The sequence below is a fragment of the Rheinheimera faecalis genome (assembly GCF_021290965.1).
Lineage (GTDB): Bacteria > Pseudomonadota > Gammaproteobacteria > Enterobacterales > Alteromonadaceae > Pararheinheimera > Pararheinheimera faecalis.
The window spans coordinates 499,297-524,452 of the sequence record NZ_JAJOYT010000002.1 but is presented as its reverse complement, the minus strand read 5'-3'; the positions used below and the strand labels follow the sequence as shown (position 1 = coordinate 524,452).

The following is a 25,156-nucleotide window of genomic DNA, read 5'->3' as shown; positions in this document are numbered from 1 at the left end:
CAAGGCTTACTCCCAACAACAGGTTACGGTGAAGCAGCCCCTATTAGTAATGGTTGATAACTCAGGTTATATAAATCCTGCTCTGCCCTTGGCATGCTGAAGTAATAACCTTGTACCAGGTAGCAAGCATTATTTTTTAAGAATTCAACCTGTTCAATGGTTTCCACCCCTTCGGCCACCACACGCAAGTTCATTTTTTGTGCCATCGCGATAATGGCCGCCACTATGTCCATGTCGTTGGTGTCATCCGGAATATCTTTGACAAAAGAACGGTCAATTTTCAGCTCGTCTACCGGGAATCGCTTTAAATAACTCAGCGATGAATAGCCTGTACCAAAGTCGTCAATAGATAAAGTCACCCCCAGTCCTTTTAACTCATTTAACTGGGCAATAGCCGCATCAGTGTCGCCCATAAGCATCGACTCGGTAATTTCGAAAATAAGTTTATCTGGTTGGGCACCAGTACGTTGCAGTACCCGCTCCACCACTTCCGTCAAGTTTTGATCAGTAAATTGCCGCGCCGACAGGTTGATAGAAATTGTGACATTGTGACCACGGGACTGCTGGCGACTGATAAAACGACAGGCTTCCCAGATAATCCATTCGCCAATTTCGACAATTAGTCCTGTGCTCTCAGCGACCGGAATAAAGCGTAGCGGTGGGATCATCGAACCGTCCGGCCGGATCCAACGCAATAAGGCTTCATAACCAATCACCACATTAGTGCGAATGTCTATTTTTGGCTGGTAATACAACACAAACTGATGCTCACGTATGGCTTCACGCAGCTGGTTTTCAATTTGCAGTTTCTCTTTGGCCGCTTCATTTAAGTCCTGACTGAAGAAGTGGTAGGTATTACGCCCCCGAGCTTTGGCTTCGTACATAGCCAGATCTGCATGTTTGAGCAGCAGTTCTTCATCAGCTGCATCTTCAGGCGCTATGGTGATGCCTATACTGGCGCTGATCGCCACTTCCTGCCCTGTTAACTTCACCGGAGCTGCAAAACTTTGCTGCAGGTTCTCTGCAATAAGTGCAGCCTGCCCCCGGTCTTTGATACCACTTAAAATCACGGCAAATTCATCCCCGCCTAAGCGGGCAATAGTGTCTTCTTCACGCAAACGACTAATTAACCTGCGGGCCACTTCTTTCAGTAATTCATCACCCGCATCGTGGCCAAGCGTGTCGTTAATGCGCTTAAATTCATCCAAATCAAAATACAGTAAGGCGAAGTGGTAATAACCACGGGAGGACATAGCGATGGCTTTACGTAGCTGGTCGCGGAAATAACTGCGATTGGCAAGGCCAGTCAACATGTCGTAATAAGCCAGCTGTTCCATTTTGCGCTGACTTTCTTTAATAAACGAAATGTCCTGCATGGCACAAACATAATTACTGATATCGCCTTTTTCGTCACGGATAGGCGCAATCGCCAGTGATACCCAGAGTTTACGCAGTACATGCTGCAGCAACATATCACCACGCCAGTGATGACGATCCTGCAGAGTTTGCGATATTTCTTCGCCAACAAAAAACATCTCAGCTGCAAACAACGAAGACAATGGCTTTTGCATCATCTGTTCGGCTGTGCACCCTATCAGTTCCAACATAAAAGGATTCACATATTCGATATGTAAATCTTTGTCTGTGATTAAAATGCCTGAACTGGAAAAAGCCACAGCTTTCGTCAACTTACGTGTGGCCCGTTCTGCCTCTTCTTTTTCACCAATGCGGGTATTTAAACCAGAGATTAACTGGTGGATCTCCTCAGCCATGCCATTAAAAGCTCTGTTGAGCATACCAATTTCATCATCGTTTTGATCAAGGGCTATCTGCTGTAAATCTCCACGGCTAATACGTTGCACAGCGGACGACAAACGGGTTAAGCGCTTTAAAATAAACTGGTAAATAAAAAACTGCAGCGACAAAGCCACCACGGCTGCAACAGCCAGGAATATCAACATCACATTATCGCGAAAATCTTCCAGACCACTCATCACCGTTTGTTTATCCTGATATAAAGTCAGGTACCAACTTAAACGTTCAACTTTGGCTGCTGAAACCAGATAGTTGGCTAAATCAGCCTGCAGCGCTTCTTGCGATGTCGGGTTGGTTGTGACTTGTTGAATAAAGGCGGCAAGCTCTGGTCGTCTTGGTGTTACTGAACTGTAGTGGGCATCAAAGTTTTGTTGTCTGGAGCTCTGAACCGGTGCTGGTTTTTTGCCATCAAGTAATAAATTCCCTTGTGGATCAAACAACATACTGCGCAAACCATTAGAGGATTGTTCTATAGCGGCAAGGTCCAAAAACAGTTCATCAAGAATGTAGTCACTGGCCGTTACCCCCAAAAATTCATCTCCGGCATAGACAGGGATCACCAGACTAGTCATCCATTTTTGCCAGATAGGGTCGTAATAAATAGGCGTCCAGCGCGGCAGGCGACTTGGGTTTTGTTCTGGAGTGGCAATGTCAAAAAAGATGTCTTTGGTGAAATCATGAGTGACAGGCACTTCAAGCGCCCAGTCTGCAGGCGCTATGCGTATCAGGCCCTGCTTAGAAATAAAATAAAAATTGAAAAACTCTTCCAGCATTAATGGCGCTAACTGCTGCCACAATTCTTCAGTTTGTGATAACCACGCCGCTTGCTGAGCATCCAATTTGGCATGAGGAATAAAAGCTGCGGATAAATCATCCTGACTACGTACACTGCCATCAGCCTGCATAACTGGCGCTGGCGTTGCAGGAACCGCAGTTTTCGTTAAATAACGCACCACTATGTTATTGGCGCTGATGGCCTTTTTTTCACGGGTTAAAAAATCAGCATCCAGTTCGCGGGCGTATTTTTCAGATTGCAGTTCTAATTCATGTTTTTCCTGTTCAATCAGTACATTTTGTTGCAGCATCAAGACTGCATAAGCAATAGCAGCTCCTGCGACCACGGTCAGCATAAAAACCAGCAGCGCAAACTTAATGCTAAGGGAATTCATACCTGTAGGTTTGTGAAAATTGACTTCCTTCACATGATTTCCTGAATTGACAGCGACGGGGTTCAGTTGTAATGCTAATGTGACACACAAAAGCATCAAACCATTATTGCATCAAAATCAAACAAATGAGAATTAAGCCAATGAAAAATCTGTTTATCTTTCTATCTTTGGGTTTGTCTTCTGCCGCAGCTCTGGCAGGCAGCGCCTTTACCGACGCCGAAGACTCTGTGACTTACCGCCAGCATAGCTTTCAGTTAATCCGCCACAATTTCGTCGATTTAGGTGACATGATGCGAGGCAAAGTGCCTTTTGATGCAAAACGTGCAGAAAAACGGGCAGACGCTCTGGCTACCCTGACTACCTTGCCATGGGAAGCATTTGAAGTACCAGGTGCTGATAAAGTAAAAAGTGAAGCCAAAGCGGAAATTTGGGCTAACCTGCAGGATTTTCAGAAAAAAGCTCAGCAATTCCAGACGGATGCTTTAGCTTTGCAAACAGCAGCAAAATCGGGCGATCAAGCCACTATCAAGCCTGCTTTTGGTAATTTCGCCAAAAATTGCAAGGCTTGTCATGACCAATACAAAGCCGATTGATATCTATCCTTCGTCCTTGAAGCCGCAGCTTTGTTGACTGCGGCCTCTCGCCCCAGTCACATAGAGGTCTATGTTCCTGGGGTCTCAATTTTTTGTCGCCTCGCTGCAACTGCAATGACTTTGGATATATCCTTCATATTTGAAGCCACAGTATAGAATCGAAGGTAACCCCCGCTCCAACCTATGATCACCACTGCTGATACAAAGCCATACCTTGCCACAGCGCAAAACCCCCGGTAAAAACCAGCACCAGCAGTAGATACCAAATTGTTGATTTCACTGCAGGTTGATCTGCTTCGACTTGAAGTTTGCCATGCAACATAGCGCCTAAAACACCGTCTTTTTTCACGCCATGAAAAAGCGCAGCCGCTATATGAACTGCAATCAGTGCCAGCAGCAGATTAAAATTATTATGATGAAACCAGGAGGCGAAAGAGGACCAGTCAGACGATACCGCATTATACAAAGGGCCTTCGGTCATCACATCGTCCGTTGTCATTAAGCCGGACATAAACTGCAAGGCTAATAACAACATCAAGGTCAGGCTCATATAACCGGATAAGCCCCTGTGTCCTATGCCGTGTTTGGCTTTATGCCACATCCTCACCAGTTGAGCCGGACTTTGCAGAAAATGACTAAAACGAGCCGTCTCACTGCCAACAAAACCCCAAACAAGACGGCTGATTAAAAGTGCAGCTAACGAATACGCCAAAACCTGATGTACAACCAAATACCCCTGCTCAGCGGTAAACCACAAACCGGCCAGTAACAGCAGCTGACTCCAGTGGTAAATACGAATGGCTTTATCCCATAACTGAATCACTTTCATCTTTTCATCGTCCTCTATTATGATAAGTTATTGATTTTACCCCATTGGAAGCAAAAACCTATGCTTTGGTTCAAACGGATTTCTGTTGGTTTACTAGTGCTGATACTGGTTGTGGCTGGCTTTTTATATTTTTCGCTACGTAGCAGCTTACCGCTTTATGAAGGTGAATTGCTTTCAGACGTTAGCCAAAGCGTCGGGATCAGTCGGGATGCTCAGGGTTATGCCAGCATCAAAGGGCAAAATCGTAATGATGTGGCTTATGCCTTAGGTTTTGTGCATGCACAGGAACGTTTTTTCCAGATGGATTTACTACGCCGTAATGCCTCTGGTGAGTTGTCCGAACTTTTTGGCGAAATGGCGCTGGAGTTGGATAAAAAACGTCGAGTTCACAGATTCAGAACTAAAGCAGAGCGGGGTTTTGCCGCTTTACCTGCGGAGCAAAAGTTACTGTTGCAGCGTTATACCGCAGGAGTGAATGCAGGTTTAGCTGAACTGGGCTGGCCCCCTTTTGAATATGGCTTGTTAGCTCAAACACCCCGCAAATGGGTGGAAGCAGATTCCTTTTTAGTGCTGTACAGCATGTATCTGGACTTGCAGGGTTCTGAAGGAAAAGACGAATTGGCCATGGGCTTGATGCAACAAAAGTTACCCCAAGACTGGTACGATTTTTTATTTCAGCACAGCCCGGAATGGCAAGCCGCTATGGATGACAGCAAAGTCAGTCTGGCGCCTATGCCTAAATCCAGCTACCCAGCCGTATTAGCAGGGCAGAAAACCGCCTGCACAGACTGCAGCTTGCATGACAGCACAGACATCGGCAGTAATAACTTTGCGGTATCCGGCAAAAGAACAGCAGATGGCCGCGCTATTCTGGCGGACGATATGCATCTGGGTATTCGTGTGCCAGGCACCTGGTTTAAAGCTCAGCTGAAATGGATGGAGAATGGTGAAGCTTTTGAAGTTGCAGGCGTCAGCTTACCAGGCACACCAGCCATAGTAGCAGGCAGTAATGGTCATATAGCCTGGGGCTTTACTAATAGCACAGCGGATTGGTCTGATGTGATAGCGCTAAAACTGGATGAGAAAGGCGAGAAATACCAAACCGCTGACGGCTGGCAGGAGTTCAGTTATCAGAATGAGGTGATTAAAGTCAAAGGCCAGCCAGATGAATTAGTACTGCAAAAAGAAACCATCTGGGGTCCGGTATTAACACCTCCCTTTCAAAATTATGCCTACCGCTGGGTAGCGCATGATACCCAGGGTGCCAATTTTAATTTGCTGACGCTGGAAAAAAGCAAAGGCGTAAAAGAGACCCTGAAACTGGCTGCCAGCGCTGGAGTTCCAGCCCAAAACCTGCTGGTCGCAGATAAAGACGGTGCTATTGGCTGGACTTTAATTGGCGCTTTACCCGATCGCAAAGTGCAGCAAATGGATACACCGCAGGATTGGAGCAATGGCCAGAATAGCTGGAACGGCTATTTAGCACAAAGTGCCTACCCGCAAATTTATCAGCCGCAATCCGGTCAGCTCTGGACAGCGAACAGCAGAATGATAGGAGGTAAAGATCTGCAGCTGATTGGTAATGGCGGTTACGACTTAGGAGCCCGGGGTCAACAAATTCGGGATGCTTTAACGGCAACAACACAACATAACGAACAAAGTCTGCATGCCATTCAGTTGGACCATCGCGCCTTGATGCTGGCTCGCTGGCAACAACTGTTGCTTGATACTGTGCTGACCAAAGATTTTGTTGCTGAGCACAATCTGCAGTCTTATCTGGACTATGTGATGAAAGACGCCAGCCATGCCAGTATAGGCTCCGTTGGCTATTCACTGGTCCGTGCTTTTCGCACTACCACTCTTGAGCTGATTTTTGCCCCTTTAACAGCCATGCTGGAGCAAAACAAGTTATCAGGCCGGGATTTAAAGTTTTCGCTGGAAACAGCAGGCTGGCAAATGATCCAGCAGCAGCGCACAGATACTCTGCCTGCTGATTTCAGCTCCTGGCGCACCTTGTTGCAACAAGCTGTGCTGCAAAGCAAACAAAAGCTGGAAACCAATTATGGCAGTTTAGCTGGCGCCAGCTGGGGCAACATCAATCAAAGTGCCATTGCTCACCCTTTGGCTGCTGCAGTGCCCTTCTTTGGCGACTGGTTGAATATGCCTGCGATGCCAATGAATGGCGACAGTCATATGCCACGAGTGCAAAACAAAGTGCATGGTCAGTCGGAGCGTATGGTGGTGTCTCCAGGCAAAGAAGCCGAAGGTATTTTAGTCATACCTGCAGGTCAGTCTGGTCATCCGTTATCGCCTTTTTATGACGCCGACCACGACTTCTGGTTAAAGGAGCAGCCTCTGGGCTTTTTGCCTGGTGAGCAAAAATACTTGATGAAGTTGCAACCTAAAGCTTGACTTTAGACGTCCAGACTTACTATTGTGGTGGCCATGAAACAAATCCAGATCGCTCGCTTTTTTCGCCTCTTTACCACCCCAACGGGGAGGCGGTAAGTCGCGCGCGCGTGATAAACCAAAAAACCTCCCACCATCGGGAGGTTTTTTTTTAGCTTAAAGGACGCTTTTATGAGCATAGATTTAGACCACATTCGCCAGCAGATCAGCAGCACAGATAAAGACTTGCTGCAATTGTTGGCCAACCGACGCCAGCTCGCCTTAAGCGTAGCCGACGCCAAACTGGCACAAAACAAACCGATTCGCGATCAGAAACGGGAAGAAGAGTTACTGGTGTCACTGATTGAACGCGGCAAAACATTAGGGCTGGACGCTCAGTACGTCACTAAAATTTACCATGTGATTATTGAAGACTCAGTGCTGCAGCAACAAGCCAAAGTGCAAGGCCAACTGAATGGTGATAATGGTCCTGTCTGCCGGGTCGCCTTTTTAGGTCGTCAGGGTTCATACAGCTACTGGGCCACCCAAAAGTACTTCACGCGCCGCGCTGAAAAGCTGATTGAAATTGGCTGTGACAGTTTTAACGAAATAGTGCAGGCAGTAGAAACAGGCCATGCCGACTATGCAGTGCTGCCTATTGAAAACACCTCATCCGGCAGTATCAACGAAGTCTACGACTTATTGCAGCACACCCGCTTGTCGATAGTCGGTGAATTGACCCACCCTATCGAACACTGTTTATTGGGTGTCGAAGGCACGGAACTGAGTAAAATCCGGCAGATTTGTGCTCACCCTCAGGTCATAGCCCAGTGCAGTAATTATCTACAAGGCTTATCCAACGTTAAAATTGAATACTGCGACGCTTCCTCTGACGCCTTTGAGCGGGTGCGCAAAGCTCAGGACAAATCTGTAGTGGCTATTGGTGGTGAAGAAGGCGGCAAACTTTATGGTTTAGAAGTATTAGGCCGCGGTTTAGCCAACCAAAAAGACAACGCCAGCCGTTTTATTGTGGTGGCGCGTAAAGCGATCAATGTGGCGAAAGCCATACCAGCCAAAACCACTTTTATTATGTACACAGGCCAGCAGCCTGGCGCTTTGGTTGATGCTTTAACTGTGCTGAAACAACATGGCATCAGCATGGGCAAACTGGAATCCCGCCCTATTCCTGGCAATCCATGGGAAGAGATGTTTTATGTGGATGTATTTGCCAATTTAGGCGATTACGCCATGACCCGCGCTTTGGATGAACTGAACCGCATCACCCGTTTTGTTAAAGTCTTGGGCTGTTATCCAAGTGAAGATATCAGCCCAACTGTAGTGAGTGTGGATGTTTCATAGTTTAATTTGCTGACCTTTTTCAGCAAAAAACAGAGGTGGACGCCCCCCTATAGTTTAATTTGCTGACCTTTTTCGGCAATCTGGCAATGCAGACCGTAGTCCATCATACGGCTCTGCAGCGCCTGCTGAGCTTTAGGCTCTCCGTGCACCAGATAAAACCGTGGTTGACCGCCAATCATTCTGGCCCAGCCTAGTAGTTCATCCTGACCAGCGTGGGCAGAAAAACCACCTATGGTATGCACAGTGGCTTTGACTGCTATATTCTGGCCAAACAACTTCACGCGTTTTTCGCCGTCCACCAAGCGGCGACCTAAAGTCCCTTTGGCCTGAAAACCGACAAAAATCAGATGATTGCTGCTTTTCCATAAGTTGTGTTTTAAGTGATGCACTATCCGGCCACCGTTACACATGCCGGAACCTGCAATGACAATAGCACCACCACTGACCCGGTTTAACGCCATCGATTCTTCCATGCTGGACGCCAGTCGTAACACAGGCAAAAAGGATTGCAAATCACGGGCACCATAACCCTGCAGCACTTTAGTGTCTTTGCGATCAAACTCAGCCATCAGCTCGCTGTAGATTTTGGTGATCTCTATCGCCATTGGGCTGTCGAGCACCACCATTTTTTGTTTCAATCGGCCCTGATGGTACAAAAGCCCAAGGTAATACAAAATTTCCTGACTACGACCTAAAGCAAAAGCAGGAATAAATACATTGCCACCTGCTTTGTGCGCTTCTTCCAGCGCAGTAGCAAACTCTTCCAAGGTATTTTGTAAGGGCTGGTGGTTGCGATCGCCATAGGTACTTTCCATCAGCACCAGATCAGCCGTTTTCACCGGGCTTGGATCTGGCATCAGCACTGTAGCTGGATTGCCCAAATCACCGGAAAACACCAACTGCCGCATCGCTTTGCCTTGCTTGACGGCAAGCTGCACTATGGCAGAACCAAGAATATGACCGGCGTCGAGAAACTCCAGCTCCAACCCTTCACAGACTGTTACTTTTTGCTTGTACCCGACCGGATGACAGCAATCCAGCACCAGCTCTACATCCTGCACCGCCATCACGGGGTCCAGCAGCTTTTTACCTTGTCGGGCCAACTGCTTGTTTTGCCACTCCAGATCTTTTAAATACAGATGCACTGAATCTTTTAATAACACACCCAACAATAAGGCCGTGCCCTGAGTACAATAAATTTTGCCCTGAAAACCCTTCGCCACCAGCAAAGGCAATAAACCACTATGGTCTATATGAGCGTGTGACAAAATCACGTAGTCGATATCTTTGGGGCGAAAGGCAAAACGGAATTTATTCCATTCGGTGATTTGGTTTTCACCCTGCGTCATGCCGCAATCGAGCAAAATTTGTTTGTCTTGTAACTTCAGCAGATAACAAGAGCCTGTGACCTGCTCTGCGGCCCCTAAAAAGGTTAAACTGGCATCTAATGGCATTGGGTACACTCCGGTTGTGGTGCTAAGTCCATGTTATAACTGAACTGAAGTGTTAAAAGATTAGTCTATATCAAACAAAGCATTAGTTTATTCCGCCTTCCCTTTTATGGAGCCTCTTTATGTCTGGTGACATCCCCCTGTATCAACGCCATCTGAGTTCTGCCCGAGAAGCGACAGAACAGCAAAGTCAGGATTTACTTGAGCATCCGTCCTATAGACTCGCCTTTGCGGACAATGACTTTTTAATGCAGGACGAATTACGGCATGTGCGTTTACAACTGGAGTATTTAAAACCCCAACTGATCCTCGAGCAAAATCAGATCAAAGCCACAGTGGTAGTCTTTGGCAGCGCCCGTTTTGTTTCGCGTCAGCAAGCAGAGCAAATGGTGGCCGAAGCCAGGACTCAATTGACACAATACCCTGAAGCTTTGGAGCTGCAGCAAAAGCTGAAAGTGGCGGAGCGTCAGCTGAAAAACAGTGCCTATTATGAGGCGGCGGCGGAGTTTTCACGTATTGTGACAGAGCATAGTCAAAGCTGCCCAGATACCTCTTTGATGATTATCAGCGGTGGTGGACCTGGTGTGATGGAAGCAGCGAACAAAGGCGCCTATCAGGCGGGTGGGCAAAGTATTGGCTTAAATATAGTGCTGCCGCATGAGCAAAAGCCCAACCCTTATATCACGCCGCAATTTTGTTTTCGGTTCCATTATTTTGCCATTCGCAAAATGCACTTTTTACAACGTGCGCGGGCTTTAGTCGCCTTCCCTGGTGGTTTTGGTACTTTGGATGAGCTGTTTGAAACCCTGACTTTATTGCAAACCGGCAAAGCCAATACAGTGCCAGTGATCCTGTATGACAAAAACTTTTGGACCCGTTTGATTAACTTTGACCTGCTGGTCGAGGAAGGATTGATTAGAGCGGAAGATATGCAGCTGATCCAGTTTGTCGATACACCGGAACAAGCCTGGCAAGCGATTTGCCATTGTTATCAGTTATAGCTAGGGGTCAGAGCTATCAGCTCTGACCCGCAAATCAGGTCTCAGAATTCAATATGAGGGTCAGAGCCAAGGCTCCGACCCTGCAGCTTATTGAGCTTTTACGCAGTCAACAAAGTATTCTTTTTTACCGTTACGCTCTTCACAAACCAGACCATGAATATAGGTCTCGAAGCCAGGGAAAGAACCATTAAATTCGCGGGCGAATTTCAGGTAATCCACAATGATGGTATTAAAGACTTCACCCGGCACCAACAGTGGGATACCTGGTGGGTAAGGCGTTAACATCACAGCGGTAATACGGCCTATCAGATCATCCAGTGGCACCCGATCCAGCTCTTTATGCGCCATAGCAGCAAAAGCTTTGGATGGTTTCATTGCTGGTACCAGCTCAGACAAATACATCTCAGTGGTCATCTTCGCGACGTTGTTTTCACGGTAGATCTGGTGAATTTGATCACATAAGTCTTTTAAGCCAATACGCTCATACTGAGGGTACTTGGCGATAAATTCAGGTAATACCCGCCACAGTGGGGCGTTCTTATCATAATCGTCTTTAAACTGCTGCAGCGCTGTCACCATAGTATTCCAGCGGCCTTTAGTAATGCCGATGGTGAACATAATGAAGAACGAGTACAGACCAGTTTTTTCAATGACAACACCGTGTTCAGACAGGTACTTAGCCACAATAGCAGCAGGAATACCTGAATTATCAAAGTCGCCGTCTACGTTTAAACCAGGCGTTAAAATGGTCGCTTTAATTGGGTCGAGCAGGTTAAAACCTTCGGCAATATCACCGAAACCATGCCAGCTTTCGCCTGCTTTTAACATCCAGGCATCTCGGTGATCCAGACCTTCGTCTGTTAAATCATCCGGACCCCAGACTTTAAACCACCAGTCATCACCGTATTCGTCGTCGACTTTACGCATAGCACGACGGAATTCTAAAGCTTCGTCCAGAGACTCTTCCACTAAGGCTGTACCACCTGGCGCTTCCATCATGGCAGCAGCCACGTCACAGGAGGCAATAATGGCGTACTGTGGACTGGTTGAGGTATGCATCAGGTAGGCTTCGTTAAACAAATGCTGATCCAGCTTGTTCTGCTTGGCATCCTGCACCAGAATTTGTGATGCCTGTGAAATACCGGCCAGCAGTTTGTGCGTTGACTGAGTCGAGAACACCATAGAGGTTTCACAACGCGGACGACCTTCACCTATCGCATGGTAGTCACCATAAAAATCATGGAAAGCAGCATGAGGTAACCAGGCTTCATCAAAGTGCAGAGTTTCGATTTCGCCATCAAGCATCGACTTAATTTCTTCGACGTTATACAAGACGCCATCATAAGTCGACTGAGTAATAGTCAAAACCCGTGGCTTCACATCTGGATTTTGTTCCAGTTTTTCACGGCAGAATGGGTTTGCCATCATTTTTTTACGGATAGTTGCAGGTTCAAACTCACTACGAGGAATAGGACCAATGATGCCGTAATGGTTGCGCGTTGGCATTAAGAATACTGGCACAGCGCCCGTCATCATAATAGCGTGCAAAATAGATTTATGGCAGTTACGGTCAACCACAACTATATCACCCGGAGCTACAGTGGAGTTCCAGACGATTTTGTTCGAGGTTGAAGTGCCGTTAGTGACAAAAAACAAATGGTCAGCGTTAAAAATACGCGCCGCATTGCGCTCTGAAGCAGCTACAGGACCTGTGTGATCCAGCAACTGACCTAATTCATCGACCGCGTTACAGACGTCTGCACGTAACATGTTTTCACCAAAAAACTGGTGGAACATCTGACCTACTGGCGATTTCAAAAACGCCACGCCACCTGAGTGTCCAGGGCAGTGCCAGGAATACGAACCATCCTGTGCATAGTTGGTTAAAGCACGGAAAAACGGTGGAGCCAATGTATCTAAATAGCTTTTCGCTTCACGGATAATATGCCGCGCCACAAACTCTGGCGTGTCTTCGTGCATATGAATAAAACCATGCAGTTCACGCAAAATGGCATTGGGGATATGGCGTGAAGTACGGGTTTCACCGTACAGATAAATTGGAATATCCGGATTGCGATGACGGATCTTATCAACAAAACCTTTCAGGTTTGCCAATACGGAATGAGTGTCTTCGTCGGACCCACCACCAAATTCTTCGTCATCAATAGACAAAATAAAACCAGCGGCCCGGCTTTGTTGTTGAGCAAAAGAGGTCAGGTCACCATAACTGGTATAACCCACTACATCCATGCCTTCGGCTTCAATGGCTGCAGCCAGTTCACGAATACCTGAACCACTGGTATTTTCGGTTCTGAAATCTTCATCAATGATGATCAGAGGAAAGTAAAAACGCATGGAGTACCCCAAGCCGGTTAAAAGTGCGCAAAGGATACTTTATTTTGCAGAAAATTCCTCTAATCCGACCTGTTTTTCCTGCATAAAAATCAGAAATTACCCAAATCAGTTAAAAATATCAGTTGAATACGTATTCACCAGAGCAGAAGCGCTGGGTGTCACAGAACTGACACAGTTTTTGAGCATCTTAGCTATGGCTGCAGTAAGACGCAGCTCTATTCCTGTTCTATACCCGCCGCCTTTGAAACTGCAGCTTTGTTGACTTCGCCATCTCGCCCCAGTCACATAGGCCAACTATGCTCCTGGGGTCTCACTGGCTTGTCGCCTCCCTGCATCTTCAAGTCACTTGGGTATACACCTAGCGATTCAGGGACTGCATGCAGTCCCTGCTTTTTTGCATTTTTATCTTTGTAAAAAAGATCTGAAGCTCAGATGCTGGAGTATTCTGAGCCAGCCACTGAGTGTTGTTCAGCGCTATAACCCGCCTCAAGCAGTAAATCCATCAACTCATCCTCACAGACGCCGACAAACCTCAGATGCTGCATAGCTTCTTCCGTGCTTTTACCTTGCTGCAAATCTGCCTGGATAGTTTTTATATGCACAGAGCGCATAAATTCAGATGTTCTTTTGCCCATGATTAAACTCCGCTTCAACTCTTCAGTTGCGGCAGATCCTAAACAGCCTGAACAAAGTTTGCATCGAAAAAGCGTTAAAAATCAGAAATCTTCATCGAAGAGTCACACTAAAGTCATGAAAAAGTCATACTAGATTTAATTATCAGCAAACCGCTGCTCTATTGGGGCTAATTGCCTCATTTGCTTTAAAATCCATTGCTGGCGTTTGTAGACATAAGGCGAGGGACTTTGCACTTTAAAACGTAATGGATTAGGTAAAACAGCGGCTAAGAGCGCAGCCTGATGACGACTCAAGGTGCTGGCAGGACGCTTAAAAAACTTCTGGGCAGCAGCTTCAACCCCAAAAACACCAGGTCCAAACTCCACACTGTTTAAATAGACTTCTAAAATGCGTTCCTTGCCCCAGGTCAGCTCAATCAAGCCGGTAAAGACCAGCTCCAGCCCTTTGCGAAACCAGCTGCGGCCCGTCCATAAAAATACATTTTTTGCCGTTTGTTGACTGATAGTAGAAGCGCCACGCACTTTCTGGCCTCTGCTGTTGTACTCCAGTGCTTTTTCGATAGCGACCGTATCAAAGCCATAGTGATCAGGAAACTTCTGATCTTCAGCCGCAACTACAGCTTGTTTCATGGCGGCGGAAATGTGTTCAAAAGGCACCCAGTCATGCTGCAATTCATAACTTTTGTGATTATTCCACAGCGCCTGAATTTGCCGCTCAATCATCACGCCAGTGACAGGCACTGGTACAAAAGCAAACAGCAGCACCAGGCTTAAAGCCAAAATAGCCAGGTATTTTATAATGCTTAGTAGCTTATGAAACCAAAGTGAAATCAATGACTTTCCCGATTAGATAAAAGTGTTCGTCAGATTTTAGTGTAAAGCGCGATAGAGAAATGAGCCAGCTTTAGTTGCTGTATACCCTTCACACTTGAAGCCGCAGCATTGTTGGCTGCGCTACTCGCCCCAATCGCATAGTGTATCTATGCTCATGGGGTCTCGAACACTTGCCGCCGCACTGCAACTCCAATTGCTTTGGGTATATAACCGAAAACACTTGAGGAAATACACTTTAACTGCGTTCATCCGAGGCTTTTTGTAACAGGCGGCGACTTTCTTGCAAAAACTGATCAGCCAAAGGTCCAAAAAACTGCTGGCCCTTGGCAAATTCTGCCATTAAACCAGCTTTATCACGCGCAGCGAGCAAGTGCGATAGTTGATTAAACCTGTGCTGATAACGTTGCAATAAACCCGTGACTGCACTGGAGGACAACATAATGTCAGCGTAAAGCTCCGCATTTTGTGCAAAGAGTCTGCCTACCATCGCCAGTTCTAGTCGGTAAATAGGTGAGCTCAATTCCAGCAACTGCTGCAAATCTGCCTGCTCTTCTGCCAAATGCACACCGTAGACTAAAGAACTGAAATGACGCATTGCCTGAATAAGCTGCATCAGTTCATCATGCTGCTGCGCAGATTTTTCTGTCAGGACGGCGCCCCAGACTTTGAATTGCTGTATCAGCCACTGATACTTTTCAGCATCACGGCCATGACTGACCACCACGACTTGCTTGGCTATATTGCTGATGTCAGGGCCAAACATAGGATGTAACCCCACCACAGCAGCACTGTGTTTCGCCAACATAGCGCCCAGAGGCCCGGTTTTGGTACTGGTTAAATCGGCAAGTACAGTATCGGCATCCAATTCAGGTAATTGCGTTATCACCTGTTCAGTCACTGCGATGGGCACTGCAATCAGCACTAAAGCAGCGCCTTGCACCATATCTTTTGCCTGATGCCAGTTGTCTTGCTCCAGCACTTCAACCAGATAACCAGAGCGCTGGAATAAGCTGACAAAACGTTGGCCTAAAGCACCGGCACCACCCACTACCACAACTTTATCGCCTGATTTTCGACAGCAGACAAAACCTGCTTCCTGAGTCTGGTAAGACTCACGCATGACACGACGTAATACATCTTCAATTAAATCAGCTGAGACACCTGCGTCTTCAGCCTGCTGACGACGGGCTTTAATCAATGCCTGTTCACGTTCAGGCACATACAAAGGCAAAGCATACTGCTGCTTTACCCGCCCTACTTCTGCCGTGACCGAGGCTCTTTTGGCCAATAACTCAACCAGTTGGCTATCCAACAGATCGATTTGCTGACGCAACGGCAGCAGAGCTGCCATTGGGTCCTGTGTGTTTACCACTTCATTCATACCTAAGTCTCAGGCTGCAACTTCACGCGAAGCTTGTTGTGAAGTTTCTTGTGACGAGAGCTGTTGATCCAGTTCAGCCAATAAGCCAGCTGTACTAGCCCAGTCAATACAAGCATCAGTGACAGATACACCATAGAGCTCTGCTTTGCCATCTACTAAATCCTGACGACCCGCATGAATATGGCTTTCCAGCATAATGCCTATAATAGCTTTATTGCCTTTGATACGCTGCTCAATCACAGACTGAGCCACAATGCCTTGTCTGTTGTGATCTTTGCTGGAATTGCCATGACTGCAGTCAATCACTAAACCTTCAGGTAAACCATGTTTACGCAAAGCAGCCAAAGCCGCCTGTACACTGTCTTCGTCATAATTAGGTTTAGTGCCACCACGTAAAATCACATGACCATCCGGGTTGCCGGCAGTTTGCACCAAAGACACCTGGCCTTTTTGGTTAATACCAATAAAGCTGTGACCGCTGGCAGCTGATTGAAGCGCATTCAGTGCGATATTTAAATTACCATCTGTGCCATTTTTAAAGCCAACCGGCATAGATAAACCGCTCGCCATTTCACGGTGGGTTTGCGACTCCACGGTACGAGCACCTACAGCTGCCCAGCTGATTAAATCAGACAAATACTGTGGACTAATGGGGTCAAGCGCTTCGGTTGCCGCAGGCAATTCCATCTCCACTAAATCCAGCAGTAAACGCCGGCCTTTGGTTAAACCTGTTTCCAGATCAAAGGAGTCATCCAGATGTGGATCGTTGATAAAGCCTTTCCAACCGACCGTAGTACGGGGTTTTTCAAAGTACACCCGCATCACAATGTACAAGGTATCTTTGTATTGCAGTTGCAGCTGTTTCAGGCGGCGGGCGTAATCCATCGCTGACACAGGATCGTGAATAGAACATGGACCTGTGATCACCAACAAACGTGGATCACGGCCATGCACTATATCGGCGATTTCCTGACGGGACTTCTGAATAAAGTCAGATCCTGTACTGGATAAAGGTAAAGCCTGTTTTAACACAGCGGGGGGGCTTAATAACTGCTCCGAAACTATACGTAAATCGTCAACTATTTTGCTCATTTCAATGCTCCTGTTTGCATCATGCGTTGCCAAAGCGCCGGTTTTACTTGATAAATGCAAGCAGAACACCAGTAAACTTATATTTACAACACGTATTTAATTGATTACGAATTTACGCATATTAAAAACCAAAGGCTCACAAGTCAACCTTTAAAGTCAAACAATCAAAGGATTCCACGAAATTCAAATAAAAAATAATTAAGTAAACTTTTCAATACAAAATGCCAAGCTATCTTTGACTGGCTTATCTCAAGCTATTTTCTGCGGATAAAACCTTAAGTACCAGCCGGAACAACAGCCTGAATGGGATGGTCTACACTAAGACTTAACCACTCATTCTTTGTATAGGTTAGTTCATGGCTGCATCCACTTATTCACCTCTGCCAGCTTTTGACGAATTACTTAACATGGCAAAACAAGACCCTGCTGCGTTGGATGCATTACAAAAGAAATTGAATCAGGAATTGATTGACGCACAAAGTGATGACAGAGGCAGGAAAGCTATTCAGCAAACTTTATTCAGGCTACAGTCAGAACAATTACGCTATAAAGCCCCACTGGTCCGGCTGACCAGAGCTTATCAGTTGATGTTGTCAGAAATTAGCCGGATGCAGGATGCCCTAGAGCAGTTATGCACAACGCCAAAACCGCAGCAAAAGTCCTGTGCTACCATTTTGCCTTTCAGGTCAAAGGGTCAGGAGCAATAAGTGAAAAAAAAGCGGTTGAAAATCACAAAAAATAAAGTGACAGCGACCTGTGTTCTCGTCTAGAATTGATAAAAATACAAAATATGATACCCATTAGCCCCGTATGAACAAAAGTAAGCACACAGAACCTTTATTGTCGACTCAACAAGCTGCTGATTTACTTGGTGTTTCTTTACGCACCGTGCAGTTATGGGTGGAAAAAGGTGCTCTGGACGCCTGGAAAACTCCAGGTGGTCATCGCCGTGTCACTCAATCTTCTGTCGAACGCCTTCTGCTGAAAAATCAGACTCAACCTGTTGATAATTCAGTTCGCATTCTCTTGGCGGAAGATGACGAGCTACTCAAACAACTTTATAGCCTTCAGATTGAATCCTGGGGTTTACCTATCAGTTTGCAATCCGTCACCAACGGTATAGCTGGTTTATTAAAAATTGGCGAATGGGCACCACAAATTCTGATCTCAGATTTGCAGATGCCTGAACTGGACGGTTTTCAAATGATCCGTGAACTGAAGTTATCTTCACGCCACGAGAATATGAAAATCATTGTTGTAACAGCCTTAACAGATGCAGAAATTGCAGCTGGAGGCGGTTTACCTGACACAGTCCAACTGATGCGAAAACCACTGCTATTTAGCGACTTAAAAGACCGCTTAGAGAAGTTACTACAAGAGCTGCGTTAATCGCAGCTTTTTATTATTCGGTATAACGAAAATCGAGTTTGCTACAACGCCTTTCTTGGTGGTAAAGCCACGTTAGCAAATATAAAGCCTGCCACAAGCGACATAAAAATCAGAAAGGTTTGCTGACCTAATTGCTCAGTCGACACCATCTGCTGGCCTGAAACAAAAGCATTTAAGCCAATATAGGTTTTACTGCCTGGCACCAGCACTATCATGCCCTGCAAAGAGACTATGCTGGCAGGCGCATTCATCAATCGGTTAAACAAGTTACCGTATAAACCCACAGCAAAAGCACCGACAAAAGCTCCTAACGCTAATCCCAGGTAATATGCGCCCCATAAACTGGCAGCGTAAGCAATAAAACCAGAGAGCAGACCCCAAAGCGCATGCCGCAACCTTGCTTTAAACACCACGACTAAACTGCCACATAAAATAGCTACAGCCAGCCAGCTGGTCCACTGCGGTACTGAAGGCGCGATTTGCGGCGGAATTTGTCCAAACAACACTTGCCCTAAAGCTACCCCCAAAAAGGCACCAAAATACAGCTTAAACAGCAACATGACTGCATCCATCACCCGTGCTGTGCCTGAGACCAAATGACGGGCTGCCAGCTCTGCTAATCCCAGCGTTAAGGCCAGGCCTGGAATAAATACAATAATGGCGGACAGTACGACCAAAGGCACATTGATCATAGGATCAATATAAACAGCCACGGCTGTTGCCAGCATAGCAGACACTAAAGCCACTAACGGCTCCAGCATATGAGCCACCCGGCGTGACTTCATTGACCAGAGAACAAACAAATACACGATAAGGCTCAGTACAGTGGCCCAGAATACGTCGTGCCAGCTGGCACGCATTAACATGGCAAAAGCGCCCCCTGCGGCACCGAAAGCCGCAAAGGTAGCCCAACGTGAATAAGGGTTGGGCGCAGCTGCTATTTGATCCAGCCGCTGATTCACATCCTGCAATGTCAGCTTGCTGCTGGCGAGCGCATCCACCAGCTCATCTGTGTAAGATAAAGCACCTAAATCCAGTTCTCCTGGGGTCACACGGGAGATATGAGTGTATTCATTTTCATCGCCTGGGATCCAAAGCACAAAAGTCAGCACAGTAGGCGTAATAGCAAAAGAGCCCCCTATCTGCAGCAGTTTTGCCACTTCCTGCAAATGGGCTTCCAAACGATAAGCCGGAGTACCAAACTTATGCAGCATTTTGCCAAGCTTGACGATAAAACGGCGTTTTTCAATAAAACTGGCGGAATCCAATTTAGGGTCCTTGTCGCGTTGCAACACAATACAGCTATTGTAGTGGGCTTTATAAAGTATGGATAGAAGAGGATATTGCTAAGTGATTGATAAAGGCTAAGTTACTGTGCTTTTCTATCAAGATAACTCTGCCAGCAACCACTGGTATTCCTGCTGCAACAGCTGAAAAGCGGCGGCATCCCCCCCTTTATCCGGATGCAAACGCAACGCCTGCTGCCGATAGACTTTTTTAAGTTGAGCGACAGAATAAGGGTGGATTAACTGCCACTTTTGTTGCAAATGGCTGGTGTCGAGCGCTTTATTTTGCTGATACAACGCCAGCTTTTTCCAGAATTCATTCAATACAGCCTGCAATTTATCATCCGTCATAGCACGCATATTTTGCCAATCCAGATAATAAGCGGCTTTGTCCTGCTGCTCTTGCCATAGAGCTACTGCATTGTCAGGTAAAGCAGTGACTGTATAAACCATCACTTTGGCATAACCAATATGCAATAAGGCTACTTGCTCCTGCTGCCACTGCGCCTGCAACACAAATAAATGATGATAAAGAATAAAGTGTTGCTGGAATAACAAGGAATCAACAGCGAGAGTGCGGGGTTCAGGGAAAAAAGCGTTTAATTGATGCAGCAATTCCTGCTCGCTGATCTCCCCTTGTCTGGACAACAGGAAGGCTTCGAGTGCGTTAACTAAATCATCTTGCAATTCGGTGTGCATAGTCACATTACAGACCAAAAAATTGTCAGGATCAATTTTTAACAATGCGAAGCATTGGCCCAAAGGGTGAGCGCCAAGGATGGCTGCGACATTGTCGCAACAATCATCCGGCCTTCACCAGAGGCGAAGGCGTGATAACGGCGAAATGCCAAACTGTTGGCATTTCGCCGTTATCACCCCGACAGTTGCGACATACCGTCCTTCCATGGACATAAAAAAAGGCTGACACAAGGTCAGCCTTTCCAGTCGCTTAGTTAAGCTTTTCGCGGATACGCGCTGATTTACCTGAACGATCGCGTAAGTAGTAAAGCTTGGCACGGCGGACTGCGCCACGGCGTTTCAGCGTAATGCTGTCAATCATAGGGCTGTGCGTCTGGAATACACGCTCAACACCTTCGCCGTTGGAAATTTTACGAACTGTGAAAGCTGAATGCAGACCACGGTTACGTTTGGCGATAACTACGCCTTCGTAAGCCTGCAGACGGGTTTTGTCACCTTCTTTCACTTTAACCTGAACAACTACAGTGTCACCTGGGCCAAATGCTGGCACGTCAGTTTTTAACTGTTCGTCTTCAAGTTGCTTGATAATGTTTTGGCTAACTTTGCTCATAACAATCTCACTTTACCTGGAATTAACTATCGTGTTGCTGCAACGCCTGGTGTTCCAATTGGAATTCATCCAGTAATTTGCGTTGCTCCTTAGTCAGAGCCAGGGCATTTAACATATCCGGCCGTCTTAACCAGGTTCTACCAAGAGCCTGTTTCAGACGCCAGCGTCGTATATTTTCATGGTGTCCACTCAGCAACACCGGTGGAACCTCTTTGTCTGCTAACACCGCAGGTCTGGTGTAGTGTGGGCAGTCTAACAAACCAGTTGCAAACGAATCCTGTTCTGCCGACTCTTCGTGCCCCAGTACGCCTGGTACCAGTCGCGATACCGCATCAATCAGCGTCATCGCAGGCAACTCGCCTCCACTCAGCACGTAATCCCCAATTGACCATTCTTCGTCAATTTCGGTTTCAATTACGCGTTCATCAATGCCTTCGTAACGGCCTGCCACTAACAGCAGTTTCGGGTAACGTGAAAGTTCCTGTACACCTTTTTGGTCTAGTTTGCGGCCTTGCGGCGACAAATACACCGTATGTACATTTCCTCCGGCAGCTTGCTTGGCGGCGCGAATAGCGTCGGTTAGCGGCTGCACCATCATCAGCATTCCGGGACCACCACCAAAGGGGCGATCATCGACGGTATTGTGTTTATCCGAAGTATAATCCCGCGGATTCCAACACTCTACCTGTAACAATCCTTGCTTTACAGCACGGCTTGTTACACCAAACTTTGTAATAGCATCAAACATCTGCGGGAACAGAGTAATAACCCCAACCCACAAACCAGCTTGCTGCGACATTAAAAGTCCGGATCCCAGTCTACTAAGATACGTCTTTCAGCGTTATTCACTTCCTTAATGACAGAGTCAGTCAGGAAAGGGAGTAAACGCTCCGTCTTGCCAAATGCATCGGATTTATTGGCTTTCACAACGAGAACGTCGTTTGAGCCCGTTTCCATCATGTCGACCACTTCACCTAAGTGATAACCAGCCTCGTTCACTACTGCCATGCCCATCAGGTCACGCCAATAGAAATCACCCTCAGCAAGCTGGGGCAATGCAGAACGCTCTACTGCGATATCCGCATTTACGTAGAGTTGAGCCTGGTCGCGGTCAGCCACGTCTGCCAGTTTTACGATAAGGCCGTTGCCATGTCGTTTTTTACCGGAGATTTGCATTTGACGCCAGTTACCCTGCACTTGAATTTGCCAGGGTGTGTAATCAAAAATCCCTTCCGGGATATCGGTATAGGAGTTTACTTTTAGCCACCCGTTGATGCCGTAAACAGCACCAAACTTACCTAAGACAACTAAATCTTTACCGTTCAAGGTGAAACTCCGACCTTTATTTATTTTAGCTATTAAGCAGCAGTTTTCTTAGCAGCTTTCACCAATGAAGCAACGCGGTCGCTTAAAGAAGCGCCTTGCGATACCCAGTGGTTGATACGCTCTAAGTCAATACGCGTTTGCTCTTCAGTACCGCTAGCGATTGGGTTGAAAAAACCCACGCGCTCAATGAAGCGGCCATCACGGGCAAAACGGCTGTCCGCTACCACAACTTGGTAAAATGGACGCTTTTTCGCGCCACCACGTTGTAAACGAATAGTTACCATACCGTCCTCTAATAATCGTTCAGGATTTAAAAAAATAACAAACCCCGCGGTCAGACCGTGGGGTCGGTGAATTGTACGGATTTTTGCCTGCATTGCAAGGTTTTTCGGGCTTTGGCAGCATATTTCAGCTTTTGCCAAAACCCGACAGCAATAGCCGGAACAGGACTTAACGTGGAGGTAACAGTCCAGGTGGTAACTTGCCACCCATACCGCGCATCATCTTCATCAAGCCACCTTTACCCGACATCTGCTTCATCATTTTCTGCATTTGGGTAAATTGCTTCAGCATTTGATTCACATCCTGCACTTGAGTTCCTGAACCTGCGGCAATACGTTTTTTGCGTGAGCCTTTAATCAAATCAGGAAACAAGCGCTCTTTTTTCGTCATGGAATTAATAATGGCTTCCATTTTATTGAACTGCTTATTGCCCATCTGATCCATAGCACCGGCAGGCAGGTTTTTCATACCAGGTAATTTATCCAGCATCGACATCATGCCGCCCATGCTACGCATCTGCACGAGCTGGTCACGGAAGTCTTCTAAACTAAAGCCCTGCCCTTTCATCACTTTGGCAGCGACTTTAGCGGCTTGTTCTTTATCAACCTTCTGCTCGATTTGCTCAATCAGGCTCATCACATCGCCCATACCCAGAATACGGGAGGCAATACGATCCGGATGGAATGGCTCCAAGGCGTCAGTTTTTTCGCCCATACCGATAAACTTAATCGGCTTGCCTGTGATATGACGAATAGATAAAGCAGCACCACCACGGGCATCACCATCGGCTTTGGTCAGGATCACACCGGTCAAAGGCAAAGCTTCATTAAAAGCTTTTGCTGTATTGGCAGCATCCTGACCTGTCATGGCATCGACTACAAACAGAGTTTCGATAGGTTTAACGGCAGCATGCAGCGCTTTAATTTCGCCCATCATCTCTTCATCAACATGAAGACGACCGGCGGTATCGACTAACAGCACATCAAAAATTTGTAAGCGGGCATGAGCTATAGCAGCGTTCACTATATCTATAGGCTTCTGACTAACATCACTTGGGAAGAATTCAACACCCACTTCTTTCGCCAGCGTCTCTAACTGTTTAATAGCAGCAGGACGATAGATATCCGCGGAGACCACTAATACTTTTTTCTTCTTCCGCTCTTTTAAGAACTTGGCCAGCTTAGCCACAGAAGTGGTTTTACCCGCACCTTGTAAACCCGCCATTAATACAACAGCTGGCGGCTGGACATTTAACGCCAGCTCTTCGTTGGCTTCGCCCATCGCATCTTCTAATGCTTTACGGACGATTTTGAGGAATTCCTGACCAGGCGTCAGGCTTTTGCTGACTTCAATGCCAACAGAACGCTCTTTGACCTGATTAACAAAGTCACGAACCACAGGCAAAGCAACGTCGGCTTCTAATAACGCCATCCGCACTTCACGTAAGGTTTCTTTGATATTATCTTCAGTTAAACGACCACGACCACTGATGTTCTTCAGCGTTTTGGTTAGGCGGTCCGACAGGTTTTCAAACATAACTTAGCACCTGATATACAATATGGCCGGATTATACCCCAGCTGGCTAAAGGAGTCAGCCGCCATCTTAGCGCAAGCTGTTACTCTGAATACGCAAGCTGTTACTCTGAATACGCAAGCTGTCAGTCTGAATACGCAAGCTGTCAGTCTGAATACACAAGCTTGCGCTGTCAAATGCGAGTAATTTGCAATAGAATGTTAAATCTTCACGAATCAACAGGATCTGATTTATGTTAGTTGAGCTGTTACCTGGTGTGGCATTGGTTGGTTATCTGCTGGCAACCGGTATGGTATTGTCCCGTTTGGTACATCCACAAGGCCCTAACTATAAATTAATGTTCAGTGCAGCCTTGTTGGCCATTGTTTGTCATATGCTGTTTCTGGCTGACTCCATTTTTGCCGACTCGGGTCAGAATTTTAGCCTGCTGAATGTGATTTCATTGGTGTGCTGGTTGATCAGCACTGCAATTACCATTACAGCGCTTCGTACCCCTACTGTATTATTACTGCCGATCGTCTATGGTTTTTCGGCGCTGACTCAACTGGCCATTTTAGTGTTGCCTGCAGAAGTACAAATGCAGCACTTTGAACACAATCCTATTTTGCTAGTGCACATCATAGTGGCTTTTATTGCGTACACCTTATTAATAGTGGCCACTTTGCATTCGCTGCAAGTGCACTACATCAGTAAAAAACTGAAACAAAAAGATTTTATGCTGGGCAATCAGTTTTTACCTCCTTTGCTTCAAGTAGAACAACTGCAGTTCAGAGTGTTATTGCTCGGTACTTTATTGCTGGGTTTAACTTTGTTCAGTGGTGCAGCTTTTACGGACAACTGGCTGGCCGCGCAAAACCTGCACAAAAACATATTAAGCTCCATCGCTTTTCTGGTTTTTGTAGTCCTGTTATGGGGCCATGCTCAATTAGGCTGGCGTGGACGTCTGGCGATTGCTTTAACCTTTACTGGCAGTATTTTGCTGACCCTGGCTTATTTTGGCAGTCGTTTTGTCCGTGAAGTGATACTGGATCGGCTCGGATAAGAGCTTTTTCAGGCTCTGGGCCATTAAGGCTTGACTTGACTGGCCGTTCGTAATATCAAATAGCTTCGATTAGCCCTACAGGTACT

At 46.6% G+C, this 25,156-nt stretch carries 22 protein-coding genes; 7 read left to right on the top strand and 15 right to left on the bottom strand.

Annotation, left to right across the window (positions count from 1 at the left end; all coding sequences use genetic code 11):
* Positions 1 to 23: 23 nt before the first annotated feature.
* A complete protein-coding gene (locus tag LSG34_RS05955; RefSeq protein ID WP_233007909.1) occupies positions 24 to 3,017 on the bottom strand; it encodes a bifunctional diguanylate cyclase/phosphodiesterase in 2,994 nt (997 codons plus the stop codon).
* 107 nt (positions 3,018 to 3,124) lie between these two features.
* Between LSG34_RS05955 and LSG34_RS05950 the strand changes: the two genes are divergently transcribed.
* A complete protein-coding gene (locus LSG34_RS05950) occupies positions 3,125 to 3,577 on the top strand; it encodes a c-type cytochrome (RefSeq protein WP_233007908.1) in 453 nt (150 codons plus the stop codon).
* Between the two features lie 187 nt (positions 3,578 to 3,764).
* Here LSG34_RS05950 and LSG34_RS05945 read toward each other — a convergent pair whose 3' ends face one another.
* Positions 3,765 to 4,406, bottom strand: coding sequence for a cytochrome b/b6 domain-containing protein (locus LSG34_RS05945; protein WP_233007907.1), 642 nt, complete (start codon positions 4,404 to 4,406; stop codon positions 3,765 to 3,767).
* 60 nt (positions 4,407 to 4,466) lie between these two features.
* Here LSG34_RS05945 and LSG34_RS05940 point away from each other — a divergent pair, with 60 nt between their 5' ends.
* The gene (locus tag LSG34_RS05940) at positions 4,467 to 6,818 is read left to right on the top strand and encodes a penicillin acylase family protein (RefSeq protein ID WP_233007906.1); all 2,352 of its coding nucleotides are present in this window, start codon (positions 4,467 to 4,469) and stop codon (positions 6,816 to 6,818) included.
* A 168-nt stretch (positions 6,819 to 6,986) separates the two neighbouring features.
* Positions 6,987 to 8,153 (top strand): chorismate mutase, encoded by a 1,167-nt coding sequence (locus tag LSG34_RS05935; protein ID WP_233007905.1) that lies wholly within the window; start codon positions 6,987 to 6,989, stop codon positions 8,151 to 8,153.
* Between the two features lie 47 nt (positions 8,154 to 8,200).
* On the opposite strand, the gene LSG34_RS05930 is transcribed toward LSG34_RS05935, so the two are convergent.
* The gene (locus LSG34_RS05930; RefSeq protein WP_233007904.1) at positions 8,201 to 9,607 is read right to left on the bottom strand and encodes an MBL fold metallo-hydrolase RNA specificity domain-containing protein; all 1,407 of its coding nucleotides are present in this window, start codon (positions 9,605 to 9,607) and stop codon (positions 8,201 to 8,203) included.
* A 119-nt stretch (positions 9,608 to 9,726) separates the two neighbouring features.
* Between LSG34_RS05930 and LSG34_RS05925 the strand changes: the two genes are divergently transcribed.
* Positions 9,727 to 10,605 carry an LOG family protein gene (locus LSG34_RS05925; RefSeq protein ID WP_233007903.1) on the top strand — a complete coding sequence of 293 codons (879 nt, stop codon included), beginning with the start codon at positions 9,727 to 9,729 and terminating at the stop codon, positions 10,603 to 10,605.
* Positions 10,606 to 10,692: 87 nt separating this feature from the next.
* On the opposite strand, the gene LSG34_RS05920 is transcribed toward LSG34_RS05925, so the two are convergent.
* The 5 genes from LSG34_RS05920 to LSG34_RS05900 form a co-directional block, all read right to left on the bottom strand.
* Positions 10,693 to 12,960: an arginine/lysine/ornithine decarboxylase gene (locus LSG34_RS05920; RefSeq protein WP_233007902.1), complete on the bottom strand. Its 2,268-nt coding sequence runs from the start codon at positions 12,958 to 12,960 to the stop codon at positions 10,693 to 10,695.
* Between the two features lie 428 nt (positions 12,961 to 13,388).
* Positions 13,389 to 13,595 carry a polysaccharide deacetylase family protein gene (locus LSG34_RS05915; protein WP_233007901.1) on the bottom strand — a complete coding sequence of 69 codons (207 nt, stop codon included), beginning with the start codon at positions 13,593 to 13,595 and terminating at the stop codon, positions 13,389 to 13,391.
* 135 nt (positions 13,596 to 13,730) lie between these two features.
* Positions 13,731 to 14,429, bottom strand: coding sequence for a monofunctional biosynthetic peptidoglycan transglycosylase (gene mtgA, locus LSG34_RS05910; RefSeq protein ID WP_233007900.1), 699 nt, complete (start codon positions 14,427 to 14,429; stop codon positions 13,731 to 13,733).
* Between the two features lie 235 nt (positions 14,430 to 14,664).
* A complete protein-coding gene (gene tyrA, locus LSG34_RS05905; RefSeq protein ID WP_233007899.1) occupies positions 14,665 to 15,810 on the bottom strand; it encodes a bifunctional chorismate mutase/prephenate dehydrogenase in 1,146 nt (381 codons plus the stop codon).
* A gap of 9 nt (positions 15,811 to 15,819) precedes the next feature.
* Entirely contained in the window at positions 15,820 to 16,902 is a 1,083-nt protein-coding gene (locus LSG34_RS05900; RefSeq protein WP_233007898.1) for a 3-deoxy-7-phosphoheptulonate synthase, read from the bottom strand.
* A gap of 356 nt (positions 16,903 to 17,258) precedes the next feature.
* Here LSG34_RS05900 and LSG34_RS05895 point away from each other — a divergent pair, with 356 nt between their 5' ends.
* Both LSG34_RS05895 and LSG34_RS05890 read left to right on the top strand, forming a co-directional pair.
* On the top strand, positions 17,259 to 17,609 hold the full coding sequence (locus tag LSG34_RS05895) for a DUF3135 domain-containing protein (RefSeq protein ID WP_233007897.1): 351 nt from the start codon (positions 17,259 to 17,261) through the stop codon (positions 17,607 to 17,609).
* A gap of 103 nt (positions 17,610 to 17,712) precedes the next feature.
* Positions 17,713 to 18,291, top strand: coding sequence for a response regulator (locus LSG34_RS05890; RefSeq protein WP_233007896.1), 579 nt, complete (start codon positions 17,713 to 17,715; stop codon positions 18,289 to 18,291).
* A gap of 41 nt (positions 18,292 to 18,332) precedes the next feature.
* Here LSG34_RS05890 and LSG34_RS05885 read toward each other — a convergent pair whose 3' ends face one another.
* From LSG34_RS05885 to ffh, 7 genes are all read right to left on the bottom strand, one after another.
* Entirely contained in the window at positions 18,333 to 19,559 is a 1,227-nt protein-coding gene (locus tag LSG34_RS05885; RefSeq protein WP_233007895.1) for a threonine/serine exporter family protein, read from the bottom strand.
* A 117-nt stretch (positions 19,560 to 19,676) separates the two neighbouring features.
* Complete coding sequence (locus tag LSG34_RS05880; protein ID WP_233007894.1) at positions 19,677 to 20,276, bottom strand: DNA-J related domain-containing protein; 600 nt, start codon at positions 20,274 to 20,276, stop codon at positions 19,677 to 19,679.
* A gap of 250 nt (positions 20,277 to 20,526) precedes the next feature.
* Positions 20,527 to 20,886 (bottom strand): 50S ribosomal protein L19, encoded by a 360-nt coding sequence (gene rplS / locus LSG34_RS05875; protein ID WP_008898080.1) that lies wholly within the window; start codon positions 20,884 to 20,886, stop codon positions 20,527 to 20,529.
* 22 nt (positions 20,887 to 20,908) lie between these two features.
* Positions 20,909 to 21,685, bottom strand: coding sequence for a tRNA (guanosine(37)-N1)-methyltransferase TrmD (gene trmD, locus LSG34_RS05870; protein ID WP_008898079.1), 777 nt, complete (start codon positions 21,683 to 21,685; stop codon positions 20,909 to 20,911).
* A complete protein-coding gene (gene rimM / locus LSG34_RS05865; protein ID WP_053423261.1) occupies positions 21,685 to 22,212 on the bottom strand; it encodes a ribosome maturation factor RimM in 528 nt (175 codons plus the stop codon). Before rimM ends, trmD begins: the two co-directional genes overlap by 1 nt.
* Positions 22,213 to 22,244: 32 nt before the next feature.
* Positions 22,245 to 22,496 carry a 30S ribosomal protein S16 gene (gene rpsP / locus LSG34_RS05860; RefSeq protein WP_008898077.1) on the bottom strand — a complete coding sequence of 84 codons (252 nt, stop codon included), beginning with the start codon at positions 22,494 to 22,496 and terminating at the stop codon, positions 22,245 to 22,247.
* Between the two features lie 166 nt (positions 22,497 to 22,662).
* On the bottom strand, positions 22,663 to 24,030 hold the full coding sequence (ffh, locus tag LSG34_RS05855) for a signal recognition particle protein (protein WP_233007893.1): 1,368 nt from the start codon (positions 24,028 to 24,030) through the stop codon (positions 22,663 to 22,665).
* A 230-nt stretch (positions 24,031 to 24,260) separates the two neighbouring features.
* On the opposite strand from ffh, the gene LSG34_RS05850 reads away from it, so the two are divergent.
* Positions 24,261 to 25,070, top strand: a complete 810-nt coding sequence (locus LSG34_RS05850) for a cytochrome C assembly family protein (protein WP_233007892.1) — start codon at positions 24,261 to 24,263, stop codon at positions 25,068 to 25,070.
* Positions 25,071 to 25,156: the final 86 nt, after the last annotated feature.

Coding starts and splice junctions, on each gene's coding strand:
- LSG34_RS05930 (WP_233007904.1), bottom strand. CDS start 9,607: ATGCCATTAGATGCCAGTTTAACCTTTTTAGGGGCCGCAGAGCAGGTC.
- LSG34_RS05940 (WP_233007906.1), top strand. CDS start 4,467: ATGCTTTGGTTCAAACGGATTTCTGTTGGTTTACTAGTGCTGATACTG.
- LSG34_RS05900 (WP_233007898.1), bottom strand. CDS start 16,902: ATGAGCAAAATAGTTGACGATTTACGTATAGTTTCGGAGCAGTTATTA.
- ffh (WP_233007893.1), bottom strand. CDS start 24,030: ATGTTTGAAAACCTGTCGGACCGCCTAACCAAAACGCTGAAGAACATC.
- trmD (WP_008898079.1), bottom strand. CDS start 21,685: ATGTCGCAGCAAGCTGGTTTGTGGGTTGGGGTTATTACTCTGTTCCCG.
- rpsP (WP_008898077.1), bottom strand. CDS start 22,496: ATGGTAACTATTCGTTTACAACGTGGTGGCGCGAAAAAGCGTCCATTT.
- LSG34_RS05880 (WP_233007894.1), bottom strand. CDS start 20,276: ATGCACACCGAATTGCAAGATGATTTAGTTAACGCACTCGAAGCCTTC.
- LSG34_RS05915 (WP_233007901.1), bottom strand. CDS start 13,595: ATGGGCAAAAGAACATCTGAATTTATGCGCTCTGTGCATATAAAAACT.
- LSG34_RS05945 (WP_233007907.1), bottom strand. CDS start 4,406: ATGAAAGTGATTCAGTTATGGGATAAAGCCATTCGTATTTACCACTGG.
- LSG34_RS05890 (WP_233007896.1), top strand. CDS start 17,713: ATGAACAAAAGTAAGCACACAGAACCTTTATTGTCGACTCAACAAGCT.
- LSG34_RS05850 (WP_233007892.1), top strand. CDS start 24,261: ATGTTAGTTGAGCTGTTACCTGGTGTGGCATTGGTTGGTTATCTGCTG.
- LSG34_RS05935 (WP_233007905.1), top strand. CDS start 6,987: ATGAGCATAGATTTAGACCACATTCGCCAGCAGATCAGCAGCACAGAT.
- LSG34_RS05925 (WP_233007903.1), top strand. CDS start 9,727: ATGTCTGGTGACATCCCCCTGTATCAACGCCATCTGAGTTCTGCCCGA.
- LSG34_RS05950 (WP_233007908.1), top strand. CDS start 3,125: ATGAAAAATCTGTTTATCTTTCTATCTTTGGGTTTGTCTTCTGCCGCA.
- LSG34_RS05920 (WP_233007902.1), bottom strand. CDS start 12,960: ATGCGTTTTTACTTTCCTCTGATCATCATTGATGAAGATTTCAGAACC.
- tyrA (WP_233007899.1), bottom strand. CDS start 15,810: ATGAATGAAGTGGTAAACACACAGGACCCAATGGCAGCTCTGCTGCCG.
- LSG34_RS05895 (WP_233007897.1), top strand. CDS start 17,259: ATGGCTGCATCCACTTATTCACCTCTGCCAGCTTTTGACGAATTACTT.
- rplS (WP_008898080.1), bottom strand. CDS start 20,886: ATGAGCAAAGTTAGCCAAAACATTATCAAGCAACTTGAAGACGAACAG.